Genomic DNA, 19,929 nt, shown 5'->3' on the forward strand with positions numbered 1-19,929 from the left:
TTTGATCTAATTAATTTCGTCAAAACAAATTCTATCTAAACCTACACGGAGGCAGTCAGGATGCGCGAAATTCAAATCCTACACCAAATGCTTATTGAGCTAGGTCGGAATAGTGTGGTAACTCGATACAGCAGCCAACAAACGATGAGGCATTAGAGCAATCTGTCGGTTCGGTCCACAACCAGATGTAAGCACTGACAGGCTAAGTGCTGAGGAATCCACTTAATCACTAAAAGGCAAGCTCAACTGTGCCGACTCTGTTTGCTGCTCGTAAGCTAAACCAATATGTAAGCCAACTAAACGCACCGCTTTGCCCTTACCGCGCGCAAAGGCTTGATGAAACAGCTCCACTAAGGTTGATTCATCAATCTGTTGGCACTGCTGCTCCTTGGTAGTTTGCTGAAAATCGGCGAATTTTACTTTTACCCCTAACTTATTCATCTTAGCCTGTCGTAAATGTTGCTCGCTACGCCGCCGTAACTCGGGTAACAAAGCCAGTAAACGCTCAACTACTAAGCTTTTATCTCGCTCATCTTGGGCAAAAGTTCGTTCTACCGCCACCGACTTACGTTTACGGTCATTACTTACGGCTCGCTCATCGATCCCTTGACAACGCAACCATAACATCTCACCAAACTTACCAAATAAAGTCTGCAGTTTATCGCGTTTGGCACGACGAATATCTCCGCCAGTATATAAGCCATGGTGATGCAGCTTTTCAATACTCACCTTACCAACACCCGATATTTTCTCTAGGGCGAGTGTTTCAATAAATGCCGAAATCTGCTCGGGTTTAATCACATATAGTCCGTTAGGCTTATTCAGGTCGGACGCAATTTTTGCCAAAAATTTGACCGGCGCTACACCAGCCGAAGCGGTTAATCCGGTGCAGTTATAGATATCTTGGCGAATTTGCTCAGCAATTAGAGTCGCCGAACCATGACAAGCCTCACACGCACTCACATCAAGATAAGCTTCATCGAGGGATAAAGGTTCGATCACTTGAGTATAAGTGGCAAAAATAGCCTGTACTTGCCGGCTGACCTCTCGGTACAAACTCAGCCGCGGCGGCACTAAAACCAATTGGGGACACAGTTGTAGCGCTCTATGGGTTGGCATTGCAGAGCGAATACCATATTGACGGGCCAGATAATTACAGGTTGTTAATACGCCTCGACCGCTACTCAAGCCACCTACGGCTAAAGGAAGGTTCGCGAATTCGGGTTGCTCACGCATTTCTACCGCAGCATAGAAACAATCCATATCCACATGAATGATTTTACGATTCATTAAAGTCATAAGTAAGCAAATACGCCACAACAACTGTATATAAAAACAGTATAGTTATGCGTTTACCAAATACAAGCCTTTCCTCATAAGAAATCGCTCATCAGGGTAATTTGAGCTAGCCTCGATGCACCACCTTAAGTAAGATTAAAATTATGAGCAAAGAATAATAAGGCATTATTGTGAGTCAAGCGCAGATCAGCCAGTTAAGCATTTACCCCATAAAATCAACCTTAGGGATTGATTTAAATCACGCTTACGTAGAAGAACATGGCCTAGCATTCGACCGACGTTTTGTGGTTTGCTTACCCGATGGCAAACAACTAACCGCCAGAACTCACCCCAAGTTAGCGCAAATCCACAGTGTTTTACGGCCTGAAGGCTTATATCTGGAAGCTCCTAACATGGCAGGGGTAAACATTAAATACACCGATTTTTCAGATCATTATATTCCAGTAAAGCTTTGGCAGGATACGGTTCAAGCACAACATTGCCATAACGATTACGATCATTGGTTTAGCCAATATTTAGGGGAAAACTGCCACCTAGTATTTTTTGGGGAACAATCTCAGCGTATGGTCAAAAAGCGGGATAGTCAGGTCGCGTTCGCCGACGCCTATCCCCTATTGTTAGTGTCTGAAGCCTCATTAGAAGATCTCAATTCACGCAGCCCAACGCAACACAATATGGCTCAATTTAGACCCAACCTAGTGGTCACAAACACTGCTGCATTTGCCGAAGATGGCTGGAAACGTTTTCGTATTGGAGAAGTGGAATTTGAGGTGCAAAACCCTTGTTCGCGCTGTATTTTTACAACCCTCGATCAAGCCCGTGGAGAGTTTCATCCGCAAAAAGAACCACTATCAACACTCGCTAAGTATCGTAAGGGTAACGATGGAAACGTTTATTTTGGACAAAATGTGGTGGCACTCAATCATGGTAAGATCAGTCTGTATGACACCATAGAAGTACTAGAAACCAAGACGCCAGAACATTATCCCGAGCAAATCAAAAAAACACAATCCAGCCCAACAGTGACTACAAATTGGCAAGCGGGACAAAGCCGCTTACTCAAGTGTATTGCAATACGCGAAGAAACTCATGATGTAAAAACTTTCATTTTGGAGGCTCCAGAGGGCAACATCTGCCATTATCAAGCAGGCCAATATATAGGCATTGAGCTGGAGATAGACGGCAGCCCAGTACACCGAAATTATACGCTGTCGAGTTCTCCTAGTCGCCCCTTAAGCTTAGCAATAACCGTTAAGCGGGTTTCCAACGGACTGGCATCAAATTGGTTACATGACAACTTGAAGCCAGGTATGCAACTCAAAGCCTTAGCCCCTACGGGCGACTTTCATTTACCCGCCAGCCCAAGCAACAAATTATTACTGCTGTCAGCTGGCAGCGGCATCACCCCGATGCTGTCGATGCTGCGCTACCTGAGTGACATCAACAGCCAGCTAGATGTGGTGTTCCTACACAGTGCACATAGCGAACAAGATCTGATCGCTCGAGCCGAACTAGAAGTGCTCGCTCAACAAATGCCACACTGCAGTATTCGTTATAGTTTAAGCCAATCCGTTCAAGGCACTTGGCAAGGCTATCAGGGCAGACTCAATCGCGGGATGTTACTCGATATTGAAGATTTAGAACTACGCTCGGTATTTGTCTGTGGTCCACAGGGCTTTATGGACAGCGCAAAACAGCAGTTGCTCGCCTTAGGGGTGCATCCCGACGATTATTTGTCTGAAAGCTTTGGCCACCAGATCAGCGACTCGGTGGTGAGTAAGAACATTAATATTCTGTTTGATAGTTGGGATAGTCACGTTCAAGGTAATAATCAACAAAGTATCTTAGAACAAGCGGAACAGGCCGGGCTAAATTTGAACTATTCCTGCCGCGGTGGATTTTGTGGTGCCTGTAAAGTCAAACTAGAAAGTGGTGAAGTAAGCATCCTCGAAGACAGTGGTTTAAACGATGAAGAGAAGCAACAAGGCTACATCCTGAGCTGTAGTTGTATTCCACAAACAGACTTATGTATTACCCAAGCGTAATGTTACGCTAGTTTAGATTTATTTAATTTGTAGTCATTAATAATAGGAAGAATAAATGAAGTTTCTACACACCATGGTAAGAGTAAAAGATCTCGATCAATCCATGAATTTTTACTGCAATTTATTGGGCATGAGCGAAGTCCGCCGTTATGAGAGTGACCAAGGCAGATTCAGTTTAATCTATCTCAGTTGTGATGAAGATATTGAACGAGTCAAAACCGAAGATTCCCCATGTTTGGAACTCACTTATAACTGGCCTGATGAAAATGGCCAATCAGAAACCTACACCGGCGGACGTAATTTCGGACACATTGCCGTATCGGTAGAAAATATCTATGCGCTATGCGACAAGTTACAAAAAGCTGGCGTCATCATCAATCGTCCACCTCGTGATGGTCACATGGCCTTTGTCGTATCTCCCGATGGTATTTCGGTGGAGTTACTACAACAAGGTGAATCACTAGCCGTGCAAGAACCTTGGGCTTCGATGGGCAATACCGGAAGCTGGTAAGCCTGCAAAAAAGTGAGTTTTTTACTCAACATATTTAGTGAGGGGAACGGCCATGCTAAGCCATTTCCCGCACTAAATTATTCAGCGAATAAATAAGCGATAGCTATAATGTACAAGGTGTTGATAAAATAAGCACAAATGGTTTACAAATTAATAAAACACTAACTATGGATGATAGTGACCCGAAAATTGTCGAATTACGTCGGCAAAACCAGCAATTGCGTGAGCAACTCAACGAGAACATCAATTTACTTAATATTGTATTGAACGATAGTGGCTTAGTGCTTTGGGAACAACACATTCCCAGTGGGCGGCTCAGTCTGTATAACTCCGAATACGGTAAAATTTGTGGTCTTTCCGCCAATGAGCAAAAAGCCTACTATAAAAATTGGCAATCCAACCTACATCCCGATGATAAAGATTTTGCGATCAAGGCTTTTGAAGCCTTGATCGCAGGCGAAACAGACGAATACGATGTCGAGTATAAAATGCTGCATAAAGACGGTTCAATTCGCTGGGTGAAAGATCGAGGAACCATTCAAGACTATGATGAAAACGGCCACCCCCTGCGTGTTCTGGGGACACACAGCGATATTACTCAACAACGAATCGCTCACCAACGCTTGGCCAAACTGGCTCATCATGATCCCTTAACCGGACTTCTCAATCGGCATGCCTTTCGAAATCAATTCGAACAATATTGTCAAAACATCGGAGCTGAAGGCGGCACTTTGATGTTCATTGATTTAGATAAGTTTAAACCGGTTAATGACCGCTATGGGCATACTGTCGGTGACCGGATCTTAAAATGCTGCGCCGAACGGATCCAACAACATTGCCCAGAACAAGGGCAATGTGGACGAATTGGAGGTGATGAATTTGCCCTACTGATCCCCTTCAGTGAAGTGAGCCAACTGAAACAATTATCTAAGCGTTTACTCGACGCTTTTACACCAGCCATTGACTACCAACAGATCTCGGTCGCGGTGACCATCAGTATTGGAATGTGTCGCTTTCACCGCCACGATGAACAATTTGAACAAACCCTGCATCGCGCCGACCAAGCCATGTATCAAGTCAAAGATGAGGGTAAAAACAACTTTCACTTATGGGGGTTTAATTCTGAGGCGTAAAGCTTTTTATCCATCGTCGTAAGGGAACCCTGCGCATAGACAACAAAACAAAGGTCAAACCTAAATATATAATGGGCTCAATCCATCCAGACTTCAAAGACCACCAAAAATGAATGATTATCGCCAATGTAACGGGATAGATAAATCCGTGAAGTTGCAACCAGACTCGGCCCAGTTTTTGTTGTATGCGCTTAAATGAGGTCAGGCTTTGAGCCAACAATAATATAAAGGCAAACATACCAAACCATATATAGGGCCGATCCAATACTTCTTGTCCAAACAAGGCCCAATCTAAGCCTAAGTCAAACACCAAATAAGCGAGCATGTGTAACAGCGAATAAAAGAATACATATAGGCCCACTAAACGCCTAAAAGCAAACAACACGGGTAAACGAAAACGCCGAGCAAAGGGGGCTAAACACAGCGTAATCAGGAGTATATTCAGCGCTACATTAGCCAAATAGTGGATCAGGGCTTTGACCGGATCGCCCCCCCACCAGCCATCACTAACCGCTAAAAAACAATAAAGCAGTGGGCTTAACAACAATAAATGTAATAGCACCCGCACTTGCCATTGATGCTTAGCTAAATACTGATTAATTTTTTTACTCACACGTCTCTCACTAAAAATACTTATTTAAGTCCATGCCTTGATAAAGATGAGCGACCTGCTCACTATAACCATTAAACATTTCTGTTTTTATTCGTTTACGCCCTAACAAGCCCGTTGAATCAATCCGCCGTTCTGAAGCTTGACTCCAGCGCGGGTGGTCGGCCAGCGGATTCACATTGGCATAAAAACCATACTCATGAGGTGCGAGTCGATTCCAAGTGGTTGGTGGTTGAGTCTCAAGTAAATGGATTTTAACAATCGACTTAATACTCTTAAAACCGTATTTCCATGGCACAACCAAACGTAATGGCGCACCATTTTGTGCGGGTAGGGTTTTGCCGTACATACCTACAGCCATAAACGTGAGTGGATTCGTCGCTTCGTCAATCCGCAAACCTTCAACGTAGGGATAACGGATCCCTCCGCCTGTAAACGAATTTTTCTGTCCCGGCATTTGCTCCGGATCATAAAGCGTTTCAAAGGCAACATAGCGAGCCGACGACAAGGGCTTCACCATTTTCAGCAGATCGGCCAACGAAAACCCCACCCAAGGGATGACCATCGACCAAGCTTCGACACAACGTAAGCGGTAAATCCGTTGTTCTAAAGCCATTTTTGCCATCAATTTATCTAAATCAAGCGTGAGTTCTTGCTCTACCTCTCCGGTAATTTTAATCGTCCATGGCGAAGGATTAAAGCTGCGGCTATTCTTCGCCGGATCATTTTTACCAGTACCAAACTCATAAAAATTATTATGGCTAGTGGCAGTCGACTCTGGGGTTAGCACATCTTGATGGATCGGTGGAATGTCAATTTTGTTCAATGCTCGACGAACCAATGCCACTGGCTCGGGGTCGTCAGCACTAAACCAAGATGCGCCTGCTACACTCGTAGGCAAGGCCGCACCAGCGCCAATAAAACCTAAACCTTTCATAATATTACGGCGCTGTTTAAATAAAGACTCGGGCGTCACCGCCGACTCTGCTTCTTCCCAGTCACGCTTCATTTTAAACCACATAGCATCTCCTTTTTCTATCAGACCTCGCTTGCGGTAAAAAAATTTCACGAGGCTTAATTTTTACTGGCGATCCGCTTGATGTGCTGATATTCCCCGAACACGGGTAAATCAGTGAGGTAACGGCGCAACATGTCCATCGCAACCGCAGTCGCCATCACCCGCACCACCGAGCGACTCCGATTACTAAGCAATAGTTGCTGGCTAATACAACGGTCGCCCTCCGCGAGGCTAAAACAAACGGTACCGACCGGTTTTTGCTCACTACCACCATCCGGACCCGCGATCCCAGTAATTGATAAGGCAATATTGGCGGCACTATTGGCGAGCGCACCGAAAGCCATCGCTTGACTGGTTTCCATGGACACCGCGCCATATTGTTCAAGTAGTGCCTCGGGAACCCCAATGCTTTGTTGCTTCGCTAGATTGCTATAGGTCACAAAGCCACGATCTAAGTAAGCTGAACTCCCCGCTACAGCCACTAGTTCGGCAGCTAACATGCCACCTGTGCAAGATTCAGCTAAAACTAACTTTTTCCCCGCTGCAACCATCAATTGCTGAAGATGCAGGGCCCAATTGCCTTGATCTTCAGTAAAAATATGTGCTGCAAGTTGCGCTCGCAATAATTGGCTCAAGCGCTCAAATTCAGCGTCTTGGCGAGGATAAAACAGCTTCACCTCAATACTGGGTCGTGATGAACGGTAGCCTAAACGTGCTTCGGACGGTAACTCTAGGGGATCAAAACGGTCACTCAATGAAGACTCTGATAAACCGAAAGTATAAAAACGTTTCACTTCACCATTCGATTCTGGCACCGCAGCTTGCAAACGCGGAAACCACTGCTGCTTGACCATTTTCTTGAATTCACTCGGCACGCCAGGTGTAAACAGCAACTGAGCACCAGCATGTTGTACGATAAAACCACAGGCGGTCCCAATGGGGTTATCGACTAATTCCGCCCCTTCCGGCAACATCGCTTGTTTAACATTACTTTCTGGCATCGCTATGTTTTGTAGTTGATACCACGCTTGCAACTGACTTAACCAGTGCTGATTTAACTGTAAGGGCTTACCGATCAGTTGCGCTGCAGCCTCGGCACTTAAATCGTCAGAAGTCGGTCCCAATCCCCCATTCACCAATACCCAATCACTGCGCAGGGCCGCCTGATGGAGGGCATCGACGATATCTTCAAGCTTATCCGCTACCGTTTGCCGACGGCTAAAACTCAAACCGATATCATTCAGCTCTTGACCACACCATGCAGCGTTAGTATCCGCGATATCGCCTTGGAGAACTTCATCGCCGGTACTGAGCATTTCTATTTTCATGATGACTTCCTTAATTAATTCATTGGCCTAGCGGTATTGTTGCTTATCACAGCCGCTGATTCAGCGTAAAAGGCTTTAATCGCGCCAATGAGTTGTTTTATATCTTGTTGATTCACATCAAGATGGGTCAAGAAACGGATCGGCGTCCCGGCGGTAACAAATATCCCCCGTTCGGCTAAATACTCTGCTAAGGCAAAGGATTGTTGGTGACGACAACGCGCATAAACCACATTGGTTTGCACCGAGTGTGCGTCACATTCTAATTCCTCAATTTGCGCCAGTTGTTCCGCCAACAATTGTGCATTAGCGTGATCCTCGGCTAAACGAGCGACATGATGCTCCAAAGCGTATTGGCCAGCGGCTGCAATAATGCCCGCTTGACGCATGCCACCCCCTAACATTTTTCGCAATCGCTTGGCGCGCTCGATTAAGCGTTTATCGCCAAGCAGTAACGAACCAATCGGCGCTCCCAAACCCTTCGATAAACAAATGGTAAAACTGTCGAAAGGCGCTACCAGCAGACGTTCATCGACACCGCTTTGAACCACGGCATTAAACAATCGAGCACCATCCAGGTGCAGCGCCAGCTGATGCTCTGCCACGAAGGAAGGTAAGCTAGCCAAATAATCCATCGGTAATACCCGCCCGCCAATGGTATTTTCCAAAGATAACAGGCGAGTTTGGGCAAAGTGAAAATCATCTTCTTTAATTGCCGCCTGAACCTTGTTGAGACACAGGCTTCCATCAGCACTATTTTCTATTGGCTGTGGCTGCACACTCCCAAGTACTGCGGCACCACCAGCTTCATATCTATAATTATGTGCACTCTGACCACAAATATACTCATCCCCTCGCTGGCAGTGCGCCATAATGGCTAACAGGTTGGCTTGAGTCCCCGAACTACAGAACAAGGCGGCTTCGGTTCCCATTCTCTCGGCAGCATAATCCTGCAAACGATTGACCGTAGGATCATCACCATATACGTCATCCCCCACTTCCGCTTGACTCATTAATAAACGCATTGCTTGCGTAGGACGGGTGACAGTATCACTTCTAAAATCACTCATGACTCAGCCTCTTGTTGATGTTCGATTAACCATTGCATCGGATCGGGGTAGCTAAATTGATAATTCAATACAGCCTTAATTCTATGGTTGTCGATCCGTTTATTACTGACTTCACCGGCGGTAAACGTGGGCGCAACCAGTCCCAACTGCTCAGCCGCTAGCTCATAAAACTCTTGTTTAGTTGGATGTAAATCACTACAGGCATTGAACTGCTCGCCCCAAATATCCCGCTGAATTAAAGCACCAATCAACGCGATACAGTCCTGACGATGGATCACATTCACCGGACTCTTTGCGCCACTCACAGTTTTCCCCGATAAAAATCGTCCAGGTTTACGCTGTCCGCCCAGTAAGCCAGAAAAACGCAGTACACTCGCTTGATAAGCGCGACTAGCGAATAACTTATCTTCAATATGGCTTAAGGCAATACCAGAACGGGTGGTCGGATGACGAGCCGTGTATTCATCTACGATTCCCTGTTGAGGCCCATAAACCGAAGTAGACGAGATAAAGAGGATCTTTTTAACGCCATGCTCTGTAGCGGCATCAAGTAACGCGGTGATTTGGGCGATATGGTAGTCTGCGGTATTTGTTTTACGCCCTGGAGGAATATTTACAATCAGCAAGTCACATGCAAGCAACGCTGCAATATTATTTGACTGTAACTGCGGCGCTAAATCCAACTGATATGCTTCTATGCCTAGATGACCAAGTGATTCCAGCTCTTCAAGCTTACGCCGAGACCCCAATACCCGATAGCCTTCGGCCAACAAAAACTGCGCTAAAGGTAAACCCAACCAACCGCAGCCCACTATACTAATTCGTTTGATCACTCACTGTCCTTTTAAGTTTAGCGGCAATTACACCCCATTCGCGAATGGAGGATCTATTTAGACCGAGGGGAAATAGATGAGAGCAAGCCGTTGATTGCTGGAATACTTTATTAAAAATAGAAAATAAACAACAAAACTAACATTCATTTTAACCAGCGTAAATCAATCGATAATGAATAGAGTTGCTATTCTATCAACCGAGCACAATATCTGAACAATCGATAGCGATTCAAATCATGTTAGACAAGGGGGATGATTGAGTGCGTTTATGCTAATTCTAAAGCAAAAACACTTAGGCCGAAGATTTCATTAAAATGGCCACGGAGTAAACTTGCGTCTTCGCTGTCATAAAAGTGATCTTGAGTTGTATTCGCCAACCGTAAAACGAAGGCAAAAAAAAACGACCCAAAAATTTAGGTCGTAACAGCAAGTTCTTAGAATTGTAGATAGCTAGAAATGCTAGTTAAATCAATCAATTCTATACAGCGGGAAAGTTTCAATTAAGTCATCTCAAACTCAATCTTCAAATGCGGCTAACAATTGCATCCGATGTGAAAACGATACCAGAAAAGCCTTTCATAGCAAAATAAAAAAAGGGCTAAGAACAGCCCTTGCTTAGAATGTTTGATTTAGATCACAGTTTATTGATTACGGAATCACGCACAATCAACTCTGGAATAAATTTAAGCCCGATAATATTAGGCTCAATTTCCTTGCCTTTCTTTTCCAAAATATCGATAGCTAACTGAGCGGCACGCTTGCCCATATCCTCAATAGGATAACGAACGGTGGTGAGCTTAGGATGAACAAAACGCGCATAGTGATTATCATCATAACCCACAACAGAGATTTGCCCGGGAATATCGAAGCCTTTATCACGTAAAGCCGATACGGCTCCAGCAACCATCGAGTCGTTATACCCCACGATGGCAGTAAAACTCATTCCTCGCTCTAATAATTGACTTACTGCTTGGCTCCCCCCAACTTCATCGGGGTAAGCTCGAGCAATCAGCTGCTCATCAATAGGTGCGGATATTTGTTCCATCGCTTGACGATAACCTGATAAACGCTCAACGCCATCGGTGAATGACAGATCATCGGTAGTAATAAAGGCAATATCTTTATGGCCTTTTTCTTGTAAATGGCGAGTCGACTTATACGTCCCCTCACTATTGTCCAAGTACACACAACGATTCTCGAAGCCCGGAACTAAACGGTTAATAAAAATAAACGGGGTCTTACAATCCGCAATTTCTCTTAACTCCTCATTACTTAATGCCATCGAATGAACAATAACTGCATCACACTGACGCTGTAATAATATATCGATCGCATGACGCTCTTTCTCTGCACTATGATGGCCCGACATAACAATGGTATATTTACCGGCCATATCAACAATTTCTTCTATACCCTTCATCATCTGCACAAAGAACGGGCCACCACCGAGATCACCCACCACTAAACCAATACAGTCGGAACGTTTGCTAACCAAGGCTTGGGCAAAACTATTTGGGCGATAATGAAGCTCTTCCATCGCTCGGAGAACGGCCTCTCGTTTCTCTGGTGCTACCTGAGCAGTATCGTTAATCACGCGAGATACGGTTGATATCGACACATTTGCCAACTGAGAAACATCTTTAATTGTGGCCAAATTACTTACCCTCTTATCGTCTGCAAAGCAGAATTAAACTTGAAAAACGATCTGGGTAAAACTATACCAAGACAGAGCAAAACTTGATAGTGAAACCGCGCCACAGAGTGTAAACTATAGTTTAAATTTAGATATCCGTTGCGGCTTCATGCAATGAGTTTTTTTACTTGTTGCATCAACTAATTAAGTAAGTTAATTATGTCATTTGTTAGTAAGTTACGTTGTGCCTTAACCTTGGGTCAAGGAGTGTTGGTCTCGCTTCCTGAGCCGACTGGCAAAGAAGATCCCATAGAGCTATTTGGGGAATGGTTTAAACAAGCCAAAAAATCAGGAATTGTACTGCCTGAGTCAATGACAGTTTCGTCGGTAGGCGCTGATGGTCGTCCTTCGGCTAGAGTCGTATTGTTAAAAGAATTTGACGCAGAGGGCTTTGTTTTTTACACCAATTATTCGAGTAGAAAAGGACAGGAGTTAGAGCTTCATCCTCTCGCTTGTTTAACCTTTCATTGGAATATTTTACAACGCCAAGTTCGCATTGAAGGGCGTGTTGAAAGAGTCAGTCAACAACAGTCCGAGCACTACTTCCATAGCCGCGGACGAGGCAGCCAAATTGGTGCTTGGGCCAGCCACCAAAGCCAAGTCATCGCAAACCGTAGTATTCTTGAAAAACAAGTCAGCAATTGCAAACAAGAGTTTGCAGATAAAGAGGTGCCACTGCCTGAGTTTTGGGGTGGCTACCGAGTCATTCCCGATACAATTGAGTTTTGGCAAGGTAAAGCCGATCGTCTGCATGACCGCTTCCGTTATAGTTGCGACGCCAAGGGCTGGAAAGCGGACCGCCTTAGCCCTTAGGCACACCATAAGAGTAACTTAACTCCTGTGGAGTAAGTAAAGATTGAAGCGGTTGCTTACGCCGATATTGATATACGACTTGATACGCCAATACGCTCTGTACGTAATGGCGTGTTTCTTTAAACGGAATCGACTCTATCCATACATCGGCAGGTACCTTGCCTGACTTGGCAAGCCAACGACTAACCCGCGTCGGGCCAGCATTATAAGCAGCGGCAGCCAAGATACGATTGCCTTGATAACGGTCAAGTAAACTATCTAAATAGGCACTCCCCAAACGAATATTATCTTCCGGTTCAAATAGTTGACTTCGTGAACGATACTTAAAACCAATTTTTTTCGCGGTGTGTTTCGCAGTCGCTGGCATTAACTGCATCAAGCCACGTGCGCCAACCGAACTTTGTGCCAAAGGATACATCGCACTTTCTTGACGCGCTAAGGCGTACAATAAACTAGCTTCTACTTGGCGCTTATTCGCAAAATACTCAAACTCTTGAGCAAAACTCAAAGGAAAACGCATTTGCAGTTGATCCCATTGCTTTGCAATGATTGACGCCTGTACCGCCATGTCTTGCCAGTTATGACTAAGGGCCAGGGCCCCTAAATCTAACTGGCGCGATAACTTGGAGCGCCTTAATAAATGATCCCATTCGGAACGCGCCGAATAATACTCTTCTAGGGCCAATAGCTCTTTGACTTTGAGCACCACGGGATGCTGGTCGATTTGCTTAAGTTCAGCAGCGCTCATACGATGTTGCTGCTCTTGGAGTTGAAATGGCCTGTTTAAATATTGAGCAGCAAGAAAACCATGGTAACTTCGTTCTACGGAAAGTTTATCGAAGCTGGCCTTAGCAAGCTCGGTTTGTCCCAAAGCAAGCATCGAGCGAGCCTGCCAGTAACGCCAACGTTCCTGCCGCTGAATCGCTTCAGGTAATCGCGCTAACCATAGACTAATCTGCGCCCACTGTTGCTGCGCAATCGCTAAACGAACCCGCTGCTCAATACTATGGCTATCAGGATGTAAACGAAGCTGGCGGTCGGCCCACTTCAGCAAAACCGGAGTTGGCTGACCAATCACCTTGCGGACCAAACTTCGCTCACAGTTTAAATACAACTGATTTGACTGACTTAAGGGCTTCGCCCAACGCGTCAAATACCCCACCGCTGCAGCTAAATCACGCCTCGCCAACCTTTTTATTGCTAATAAGGCAATTTGCTGATGAGACCTCGATTGACTAATTTTAAGTTGTCCGGAGCTCAAAACAACAGCCGGCTGAGTATAGGCTTTCACCAATAACTTCACCTCTGGTTGATGTATTTTGGACTGAGATTTACCGAGATATTTTAATAAACTAATCTGCCGCGCTTGAAAAGCCAACAGCATCCGTTGCCAACGTAATTGATCGCTGATTTTAACCGCTTTTTGCCAATGGGTGAATAAAACGTCACAGGCCTTCGGTCTAGAGCGACCGTGCAACCACAGTTTTTTGGCACCTTGCCATGCTTGAGGAGCATCTCCGGTCTTGTATAAGGCATAATAATAATGACATTGTAAGTCGATGCTATTCGGCAACTGAGGGTAAAATTCTAAATAACTTTGCCATTCTCCCCTTCTGGCAAGCTCTAACATAAAACGACGCTGCATCGCATTACTTAAATAAGACAATGAATTCGCGCCGATAAATTGTTCTACTTCGGCGCGACTAACAGTGCGGATCTGTCCTCGTAGCTGGTAATAACGTAGGTAATCAAACAAGGGGTAGTCTTTAAGTTGATTTAAAGATTGCTCTGCTTGTGTCCACTTCGCTGCGCGTTGCAATTGCCGCACGTCTTTATAGGCTTGCTGCTGCGGCGTTAATTGCCCTGCCTGAGCGAAGCCTAAGCCACTACAGAGCAGAAAAACACATAGTTGCCAAAACCACTGTGGCATAGTCTGTCACGCCTAATTGTTGCTACCATCAATCTTTAGATTAACGCAGCATCAATTAATCGGCGAGTATATTCTTGCTGAGGTTGGCAAAAAACTGCTTCAGTTGCGCCCTGCTCCACCACCTGTCCATATTGCATGACCATCACCCGATGACTTAGCGTACGAATAACCGCTAAGTCATGGCTAATAAATAAATAACTTAAGTTGTATTTAAACTGTAACTGACGCAGCAATTCAAGCAATTGCTTTTGTACGGTTCGGTCGAGAGCAGATGTGGGTTCATCCAAAATTAGGACTTCTGGTTTCAGTACCAAAGCACGAGCCAAAGAAATACGTTGACGCTGCCCACCGGAAAATTCGTGAGGATAACGGTGCATCACATCTGGCGTGAGACCAACATCGAGCAACACTTCCGCAACGGCTTGCTTTAATTGCTGTTTGCTCAGGTCAAAATGCAAACTTAAACCTTCACCAATAATTTGCGCTACCGTCATTCGTGGACTCAAACTAGAGAACGGATCTTGAAAGACTATTTGCATAAAACGACGCAGCGGCTGCATCTGTTTGACACCATAAGCTTGAATGGCTTGCTGTTTGAAATAAATTTCACCTTGGCTGTCAATCAGACGCAGTACCGCCTGCGCTAAGGTACTTTTCCCTGAACCGCTTTCCCCAACAATACCTAAGGTTTCACCTCGCTTTAATTCAAAATCAACTAAGTTGACCGCTTTAATATGGTCGACGGTTCGCTGCCAAAAACCCTGTTTAATGGGAAACCATACCTTCAGTTGCTCAACCTTCAGTAAAGTTTCCGCCTGTGCATCACAGAGGCTTTGGCGAACCGGCTCAGAATCGAGCAAAGTTTTAGTATAGGTATGCTGAGGCGCCGCAAACAGCGCCGCGCAATCATTCACTTCAACCAGTTGGCCGGCTTGCATTACTGCCACACGATCGGCGTAACCACGGACCACATTTAAATCATGAGTGATCAGTAAAATCGCCATCCCTAGCTGTTGTTGCAACTGTTTAAGCAAATTTAAAATTTGCTGCTGAATAGTGACATCTAAGGCTGTTGTCGGCTCATCAGCGATTAACAGTTTTGGCTCGGTGGCCAGGGCCATTGCAATCATCACCCGCTGACGTTGCCCTCCCGACAATTGATGAGGAAAGCTAGCCAAACGTTTTTCTGGTTGTTCGATCCCCACTAAGTCGAGTAACTCTAAGACACGCTGCTGCGCCTGCGGCTTATCCATACCACGATGAACATAGAGTACTTCACTAATTTGCTTCTCTACGCTATGCAAGGGGTTGAGCGAGGTTAAAGGTTCCTGAAAAATCATCGCAATTTGGTTACCTCGCAGCGCTTGCAGCGTCTTGCTTGGTTGATTTAACAAGGCTTGCTGCTGCAACCAAATTTGACCACTCACTTTGGCATTCCCGCCCAGTAAAGACAGAATCGACAAGGCGGTTACCGATTTACCCGAGCCACTCTCACCGACCAGAGCTAAGGTTTCACCCTGCATCAACTCCAAGCTGACATCTTTAACCACTGGGTCAGGCAAACCAAAGCACACCGATAGCTGGTTAATTTCTAATAGTTTTTTCACAAGCCGCTACCTAAATACGCTTTCTGGGATCGAAGGCGTCACGCGCCGCTTCGCCAATAAACACCAACAAAATTAAAATAATCGACATCGATAGGAAAGCAGTAATACCGAGCCAAGGTGCCTGTAAGTTGTTTTTACCTTGGGCAACCATCTCTCCCAATGAAGGGGAACCTGGCGGTAAACCAAAACCTAGATAATCTAAACCAGTTAAGGCTGTCAGACCCCCAATGAAAATAAAAGGTAAAAATGTCAAAGTTGCAATCATCGCATTAGGTAAAATATGCCGTGCCATAATCGCTGGATCGCTTACCCCTAAGGCTCGAGCAGCTTTCACATATTCGAGGTTACGACCTCGAAGAAATTCAGCTCGAACCACGTCAACCAGACTCATCCAGCTAAATAACAACAAGATTGTAAGTAGCCACCAAAAACTCGGTTGAATGATGCTCGATAAAATAATGAGTAAAAACAACTGCGGCATCCCCGACCATATTTCGATAAAACGTTGACCCCAAAGGTCAACCCGCCCACCAAAATAACCTTGTATGGCACCAACCGCGACGCCAATCACAGAGCTAGTAACTGCCAATACCAGCGCAAATAATACCGACAAGCGAAAACCGTAAAGTAAGCGAGCAAATACATCGCGTCCTTGATCGTCGGTGCCTAACCAGTTGTCAAATGTAGGGGGTGAGGGGGAAGGCTCCGTCAAATTAAAATTAATGCTGTCGTAAGAAAACTTCACTGGAGGCCATAGCAACCATCCCCCTTGCTGCTCGATTAAACCTTGAATATAAGGATCGGAGTAATCCGCCTCAATATCTAAGTCTCCGCCAAACTGCAGCTCGCTATATTCGGTGATGATCGGCATCATCCACTGTTGCTGATAGGAAATCAGCAACGGTTTATCATTGGCAATAAACTCGGCGAACAAACTAATGAAGAACAGCAACAAAAATAAATAAAAACTCCAATAACCACGTCGATTCGCTTTAAATTGCAACCAACGGCGTTGGGTAATCGGGCTGGCCTTTACTCGCAGCCACTGCGCGACTAAGCCCATGGTTAACGCCTCCCCTCGAAATTAATCCGTGGATCAATCATGGTATAGGTCACATCACTGATTAACTTGAGCAACAAAGCGATAAGGGTTGAGATATACAGAGTACCAAATACCACCGGGTAATCTCGATTAACTACCGACTCAAAACCCAACAGACCAAGACCATCTAAGGAGAAAATCACCTCTATCATGAAAGAACCCGTTAGAAAAATGCTAATCAAGGTAGCTGGTAAACTCGAAATCACCAACAACATCGCATTACGAAATACATGACCATACAACACGCGATTTTCGCTAAGCCCTTTGGCTCTTGCGGTTAATACATATTGCTTATTAATTTCATCAAGGAAGGAGTTTTTAGTCAACATGGTAAGAGTCGCAAAACTACTAATCACCATCGCGGTGACGGGCAAGGCTAGATGCCAAAAGTAATCGCCCACTTTAGCCAACCAGCTTAACTCCTGCCAATTAGCTGAGGTAAGCCCTCGCAGTGGAAACCAATCCCAATAACTGCCCCCTGCAAACAGTACGATCAACATAATCGCAAACAGGAAATTAGGAATAGCAAAACCAACCGTGACCACAGTTGAGCTCCACACATCGAAACGGCTACCGTGTTGCACCGCTTTACGGATCCCAAGCGGGATCGAAATCCCATAAACCAATAGCGAGGTCCACAAGCCTAAGGAGATCGACACCGGCATTTTTTCAATAATGAGGTCAACCACCGAGCTATCCCGATAGAAACTATCCCCAAAATCAAACCGCAAGTAATTCCCCAACATATCAAAATAACGTTCATATAAGGGTCTATCAAAACCGTAGAGCTGTTCTAACTCCGCCACCAGTTCTGGGGGTAAACCTTGCGCGCCACGATATGAACTAGAACTTGCACCAGCGTTAGATTGGATAACTTCGCTATCGACCCCCGAATCTACCCGACGAGTCGCTGAAGTATCAATCCCTTGGATCTTGGCGATAGCTTGCTCAACAGGACCACCGGGGGCTGACTGGATGATCACAAAATTAAGCGTCATAATCCCCAATAAAGTAGGGATCATCAGTAACAGGCGTCGCAGAATATAACTAGTCATGGTCGTTTATTCGACCCACCAAGTATCCAAACCAGGCGAGAATTTGGGGTTACGTGTCGGTCGCTTTAACTTATCCCAGTAGGCGATACGCCAAGTATTAAGGTGCCACTGAGGGACCACATAATAAGACCACAACAAAACCCGATCGAGAGCGCGAGTGGCATCCACCAACGCGGCTCGACTATCAGCAGCAATCACTGCATCAACCAACTCATCAATCACCGAACTTTTCACCCCAATGTAATTGCGTGAACCAAAATGATCAGCAGCTGCACTGCCCCAGTAACCGCGCTGCTCATTACCCGGTGAAGAAGACTGTCCAAAACTACCCACTATCATATCAAAATCAAATTTCTGTACGCGGTTGATATATTGCGAAACATCCACCACCCGAACTTCAGTACTAATCCCAATTTTTTGTAAATTGCGTGTATAGGGCAAAACAATTCGCTCAAAATTCTTCTGATAAATCAAAATTTCGATATGCATTTGTTTACCATGAACATCCACTAACTTACCTTTGCTCAAAGTCCATCCTGCCTTTTTAAGCAAGGCTAAAGCTTCGCGCATTTGCGGGCGAATATTCCCATCGCCTCGGGTGCGTTCGAGCTGAAATGGCTGATTAAATACCTCAGGCGGAAGCTGCGCTTTAAATGGCGTCAGTAAGGCTAACTCGCCCCCTTTAGGTAACCCGGTTGCCGCCAATTCGGAGGCAGCAAAATAGCTCTCTGTACGGGTATAAGCACCATAAAATAACTGCTCGTTAGTCCATTCAAAATCAAACAATAAACCAATAGCCTTGCGCACGCCTCGCTGACTAAACACACTTCGCCGAGTATTAAAGACAAAACCCTGCATCCCCTGCGGATTTTCATTTCTCAGATTATCGGTATGAATTTTACCTTCTGCGAACAACGGACCGTTGTATGCGGTGGCCCAATCTTTGGCGCTGGTTTCTAAGCGAAAATCAATCCGTCCCGATTTAAAGGCTTCTAAAGCCACCGAAGAGTCACGATAATATTCATATGCGATGGTTTGAATATTATGACGACCGCGATTAATCGCTAAGTCTTTGCCCCAATAATCATCGACCAAGCGGTAGCTCACCGCACGCCCAATATCAAACTTATCCAACTGATAAGGCCCTGAACCCAAAGGGGGGGGTAAATCGGCTTTACTAAAGTCATGCTGCTGCCAATAATGCTTGGGTAACACTGGTAACTCACCAAGAATCAGCGGTAATTCGCGATTATTGCCATTAACAAAACTAAATTTCACACTCAGCGGCGACTCTGCCACCACATCTTTCACGCTGGCATAATAGGCCCGATAATGAGGCGCACCCTTTTCCATCAGTAAATGAAAGGTAAAGACCACATCTTCCGCGGTGACTGGGTGACCATCGTGAAAACGAGCTTGTGGGCGTAAATTAAAGCGTACCCAAGAGCGATCGGCTGGTAAATCGACGGTTTCGGCGAGCAGACCATAGCGAGAAAATGCTTCATCATCGTTAGAGGCCATCAAGGTATCGTATATTTGACCAATCCCTGCGGCGGGATTTCCCTTCACAATAAAGGGATTGAAAGTATCAAAGGTTCCCAATGCATCGTAAGTGATACGCCCTTGTTTCGGAGCATCACTGTTCACATAAGGTAAATGAGAAAAATCAGCAGCTAAGGCTGGCTCGCCATGCATCACCAGCGCGTGAGAACGACTAAATTCCTCGGCGTGAGCAAAACCAATAAGCAAAATACAAAGTGCCGATAGCAGTCGTGTCATGATAAGCGCGTCCTCACAAATAAAAATAGAATGTTCAACTTAAGCAGAATCGGTTGAACTGTCCTGGTGAAATAGGCTCAAGTTCACCACAATACTCACTATAAAG

General features: G+C 45.3%; 16 protein-coding genes. 4 read left to right on the forward strand and 12 right to left on the reverse strand.

Features of this window, described 5'->3' with window-relative positions; all coding sequences use genetic code 11:
- Window positions 1–222: 222 nt before the first annotated feature.
- Window positions 223–1,290 carry a DNA polymerase IV gene (gene dinB / locus ACRRSX_RS14255; protein ID WP_432452526.1) on the reverse strand — a complete coding sequence of 356 codons (1,068 nt, stop codon included), beginning with the start codon at window positions 1,288–1,290 and terminating at the stop codon, window positions 223–225.
- A 179-nt stretch (window positions 1,291–1,469) separates the two neighbouring features.
- Here dinB and ACRRSX_RS14260 point away from each other — a divergent pair, with 179 nt between their 5' ends.
- The 3 genes from ACRRSX_RS14260 to ACRRSX_RS14270 all read left to right on the forward strand — a co-directional run bounded on the left by ACRRSX_RS14260 (window position 1,470) and on the right by ACRRSX_RS14270 (window position 4,988).
- Window positions 1,470–3,344: an MOSC N-terminal beta barrel domain-containing protein gene (locus ACRRSX_RS14260; protein ID WP_432452525.1), complete on the forward strand. Its 1,875-nt coding sequence runs from the start codon at window positions 1,470–1,472 to the stop codon at window positions 3,342–3,344.
- A 55-nt stretch (window positions 3,345–3,399) separates the two neighbouring features.
- Window positions 3,400–3,855 (forward strand): lactoylglutathione lyase, encoded by a 456-nt coding sequence (gene gloA / locus ACRRSX_RS14265; RefSeq protein WP_432452524.1) that lies wholly within the window; start codon window positions 3,400–3,402, stop codon window positions 3,853–3,855.
- 167 nt (window positions 3,856–4,022) lie between these two features.
- Window positions 4,023–4,988, forward strand: a complete 966-nt coding sequence (locus ACRRSX_RS14270) for a sensor domain-containing diguanylate cyclase (protein WP_432452523.1) — start codon at window positions 4,023–4,025, stop codon at window positions 4,986–4,988.
- On the opposite strand, the gene ACRRSX_RS14275 is transcribed toward ACRRSX_RS14270, so the two are convergent.
- From ACRRSX_RS14275 to ACRRSX_RS14300, 6 genes are all read right to left on the reverse strand, one after another.
- Entirely contained in the window at window positions 4,972–5,601 is a 630-nt protein-coding gene (locus ACRRSX_RS14275) for a protein-methionine-sulfoxide reductase heme-binding subunit MsrQ (protein ID WP_432452522.1), read from the reverse strand. The genes ACRRSX_RS14270 and ACRRSX_RS14275 overlap by 17 nt on opposite strands.
- Before the next feature lie 10 nt (window positions 5,602–5,611).
- Window positions 5,612–6,619, reverse strand: a complete 1,008-nt coding sequence (msrP, locus tag ACRRSX_RS14280; protein ID WP_432452521.1) for a protein-methionine-sulfoxide reductase catalytic subunit MsrP — start codon at window positions 6,617–6,619, stop codon at window positions 5,612–5,614.
- Between the two features lie 53 nt (window positions 6,620–6,672).
- The gene (locus ACRRSX_RS14285) at window positions 6,673–7,944 is read right to left on the reverse strand and encodes a CinA family nicotinamide mononucleotide deamidase-related protein (protein WP_432452520.1); all 1,272 of its coding nucleotides are present in this window, start codon (window positions 7,942–7,944) and stop codon (window positions 6,673–6,675) included.
- A 14-nt stretch (window positions 7,945–7,958) separates the two neighbouring features.
- A complete protein-coding gene (gene ltaE / locus ACRRSX_RS14290; RefSeq protein ID WP_432452519.1) occupies window positions 7,959–9,011 on the reverse strand; it encodes a low-specificity L-threonine aldolase in 1,053 nt (350 codons plus the stop codon).
- Window positions 9,008–9,844 carry an SDR family oxidoreductase gene (locus tag ACRRSX_RS14295; protein WP_432452518.1) on the reverse strand — a complete coding sequence of 279 codons (837 nt, stop codon included), beginning with the start codon at window positions 9,842–9,844 and terminating at the stop codon, window positions 9,008–9,010. Before ACRRSX_RS14295 ends, ltaE begins: the two co-directional genes overlap by 4 nt.
- A 634-nt stretch (window positions 9,845–10,478) precedes the next feature.
- Window positions 10,479–11,498 carry a LacI family DNA-binding transcriptional regulator gene (locus ACRRSX_RS14300; protein WP_432452517.1) on the reverse strand — a complete coding sequence of 340 codons (1,020 nt, stop codon included), beginning with the start codon at window positions 11,496–11,498 and terminating at the stop codon, window positions 10,479–10,481.
- Window positions 11,499–11,696: 198 nt separating this feature from the next.
- Here ACRRSX_RS14300 and pdxH point away from each other — a divergent pair, with 198 nt between their 5' ends.
- On the forward strand, window positions 11,697–12,350 hold the full coding sequence (gene pdxH, locus ACRRSX_RS14305; RefSeq protein ID WP_432452516.1) for a pyridoxamine 5'-phosphate oxidase: 654 nt from the start codon (window positions 11,697–11,699) through the stop codon (window positions 12,348–12,350).
- Here pdxH and ACRRSX_RS14310 read toward each other — a convergent pair.
- From ACRRSX_RS14310 to ACRRSX_RS14330, 5 genes are read right to left on the reverse strand one after another with little or no spacing between them, the layout of a single operon-like run.
- Window positions 12,340–14,280 carry a transglycosylase SLT domain-containing protein gene (locus ACRRSX_RS14310; RefSeq protein WP_432452515.1) on the reverse strand — a complete coding sequence of 647 codons (1,941 nt, stop codon included), beginning with the start codon at window positions 14,278–14,280 and terminating at the stop codon, window positions 12,340–12,342. The genes pdxH and ACRRSX_RS14310 overlap by 11 nt on opposite strands.
- Window positions 14,281–14,315: 35 nt before the next feature.
- Window positions 14,316–15,887 carry an ABC transporter ATP-binding protein gene (locus tag ACRRSX_RS14315; protein WP_432452514.1) on the reverse strand — a complete coding sequence of 524 codons (1,572 nt, stop codon included), beginning with the start codon at window positions 15,885–15,887 and terminating at the stop codon, window positions 14,316–14,318.
- Window positions 15,888–15,897: 10 nt separating this feature from the next.
- Complete coding sequence (locus ACRRSX_RS14320; RefSeq protein WP_432452513.1) at window positions 15,898–16,950, reverse strand: ABC transporter permease; 1,053 nt, start codon at window positions 16,948–16,950, stop codon at window positions 15,898–15,900.
- A gap of 2 nt (window positions 16,951–16,952) precedes the next feature.
- Window positions 16,953–18,044, reverse strand: a complete 1,092-nt coding sequence (locus ACRRSX_RS14325) for a microcin C ABC transporter permease YejB (protein WP_432452512.1) — start codon at window positions 18,042–18,044, stop codon at window positions 16,953–16,955.
- Window positions 18,045–18,050: 6 nt separating this feature from the next.
- Window positions 18,051–19,823 carry an extracellular solute-binding protein gene (locus ACRRSX_RS14330; RefSeq protein ID WP_432452511.1) on the reverse strand — a complete coding sequence of 591 codons (1,773 nt, stop codon included), beginning with the start codon at window positions 19,821–19,823 and terminating at the stop codon, window positions 18,051–18,053.
- Window positions 19,824–19,929 lie beyond the last annotated feature (106 nt).

The organism is Agarivorans sp. QJM3NY_30, assembly GCF_050870855.2.
In the GTDB taxonomy this organism is placed as follows: Bacteria; Pseudomonadota; Gammaproteobacteria; order Enterobacterales; family Celerinatantimonadaceae; genus Agarivorans.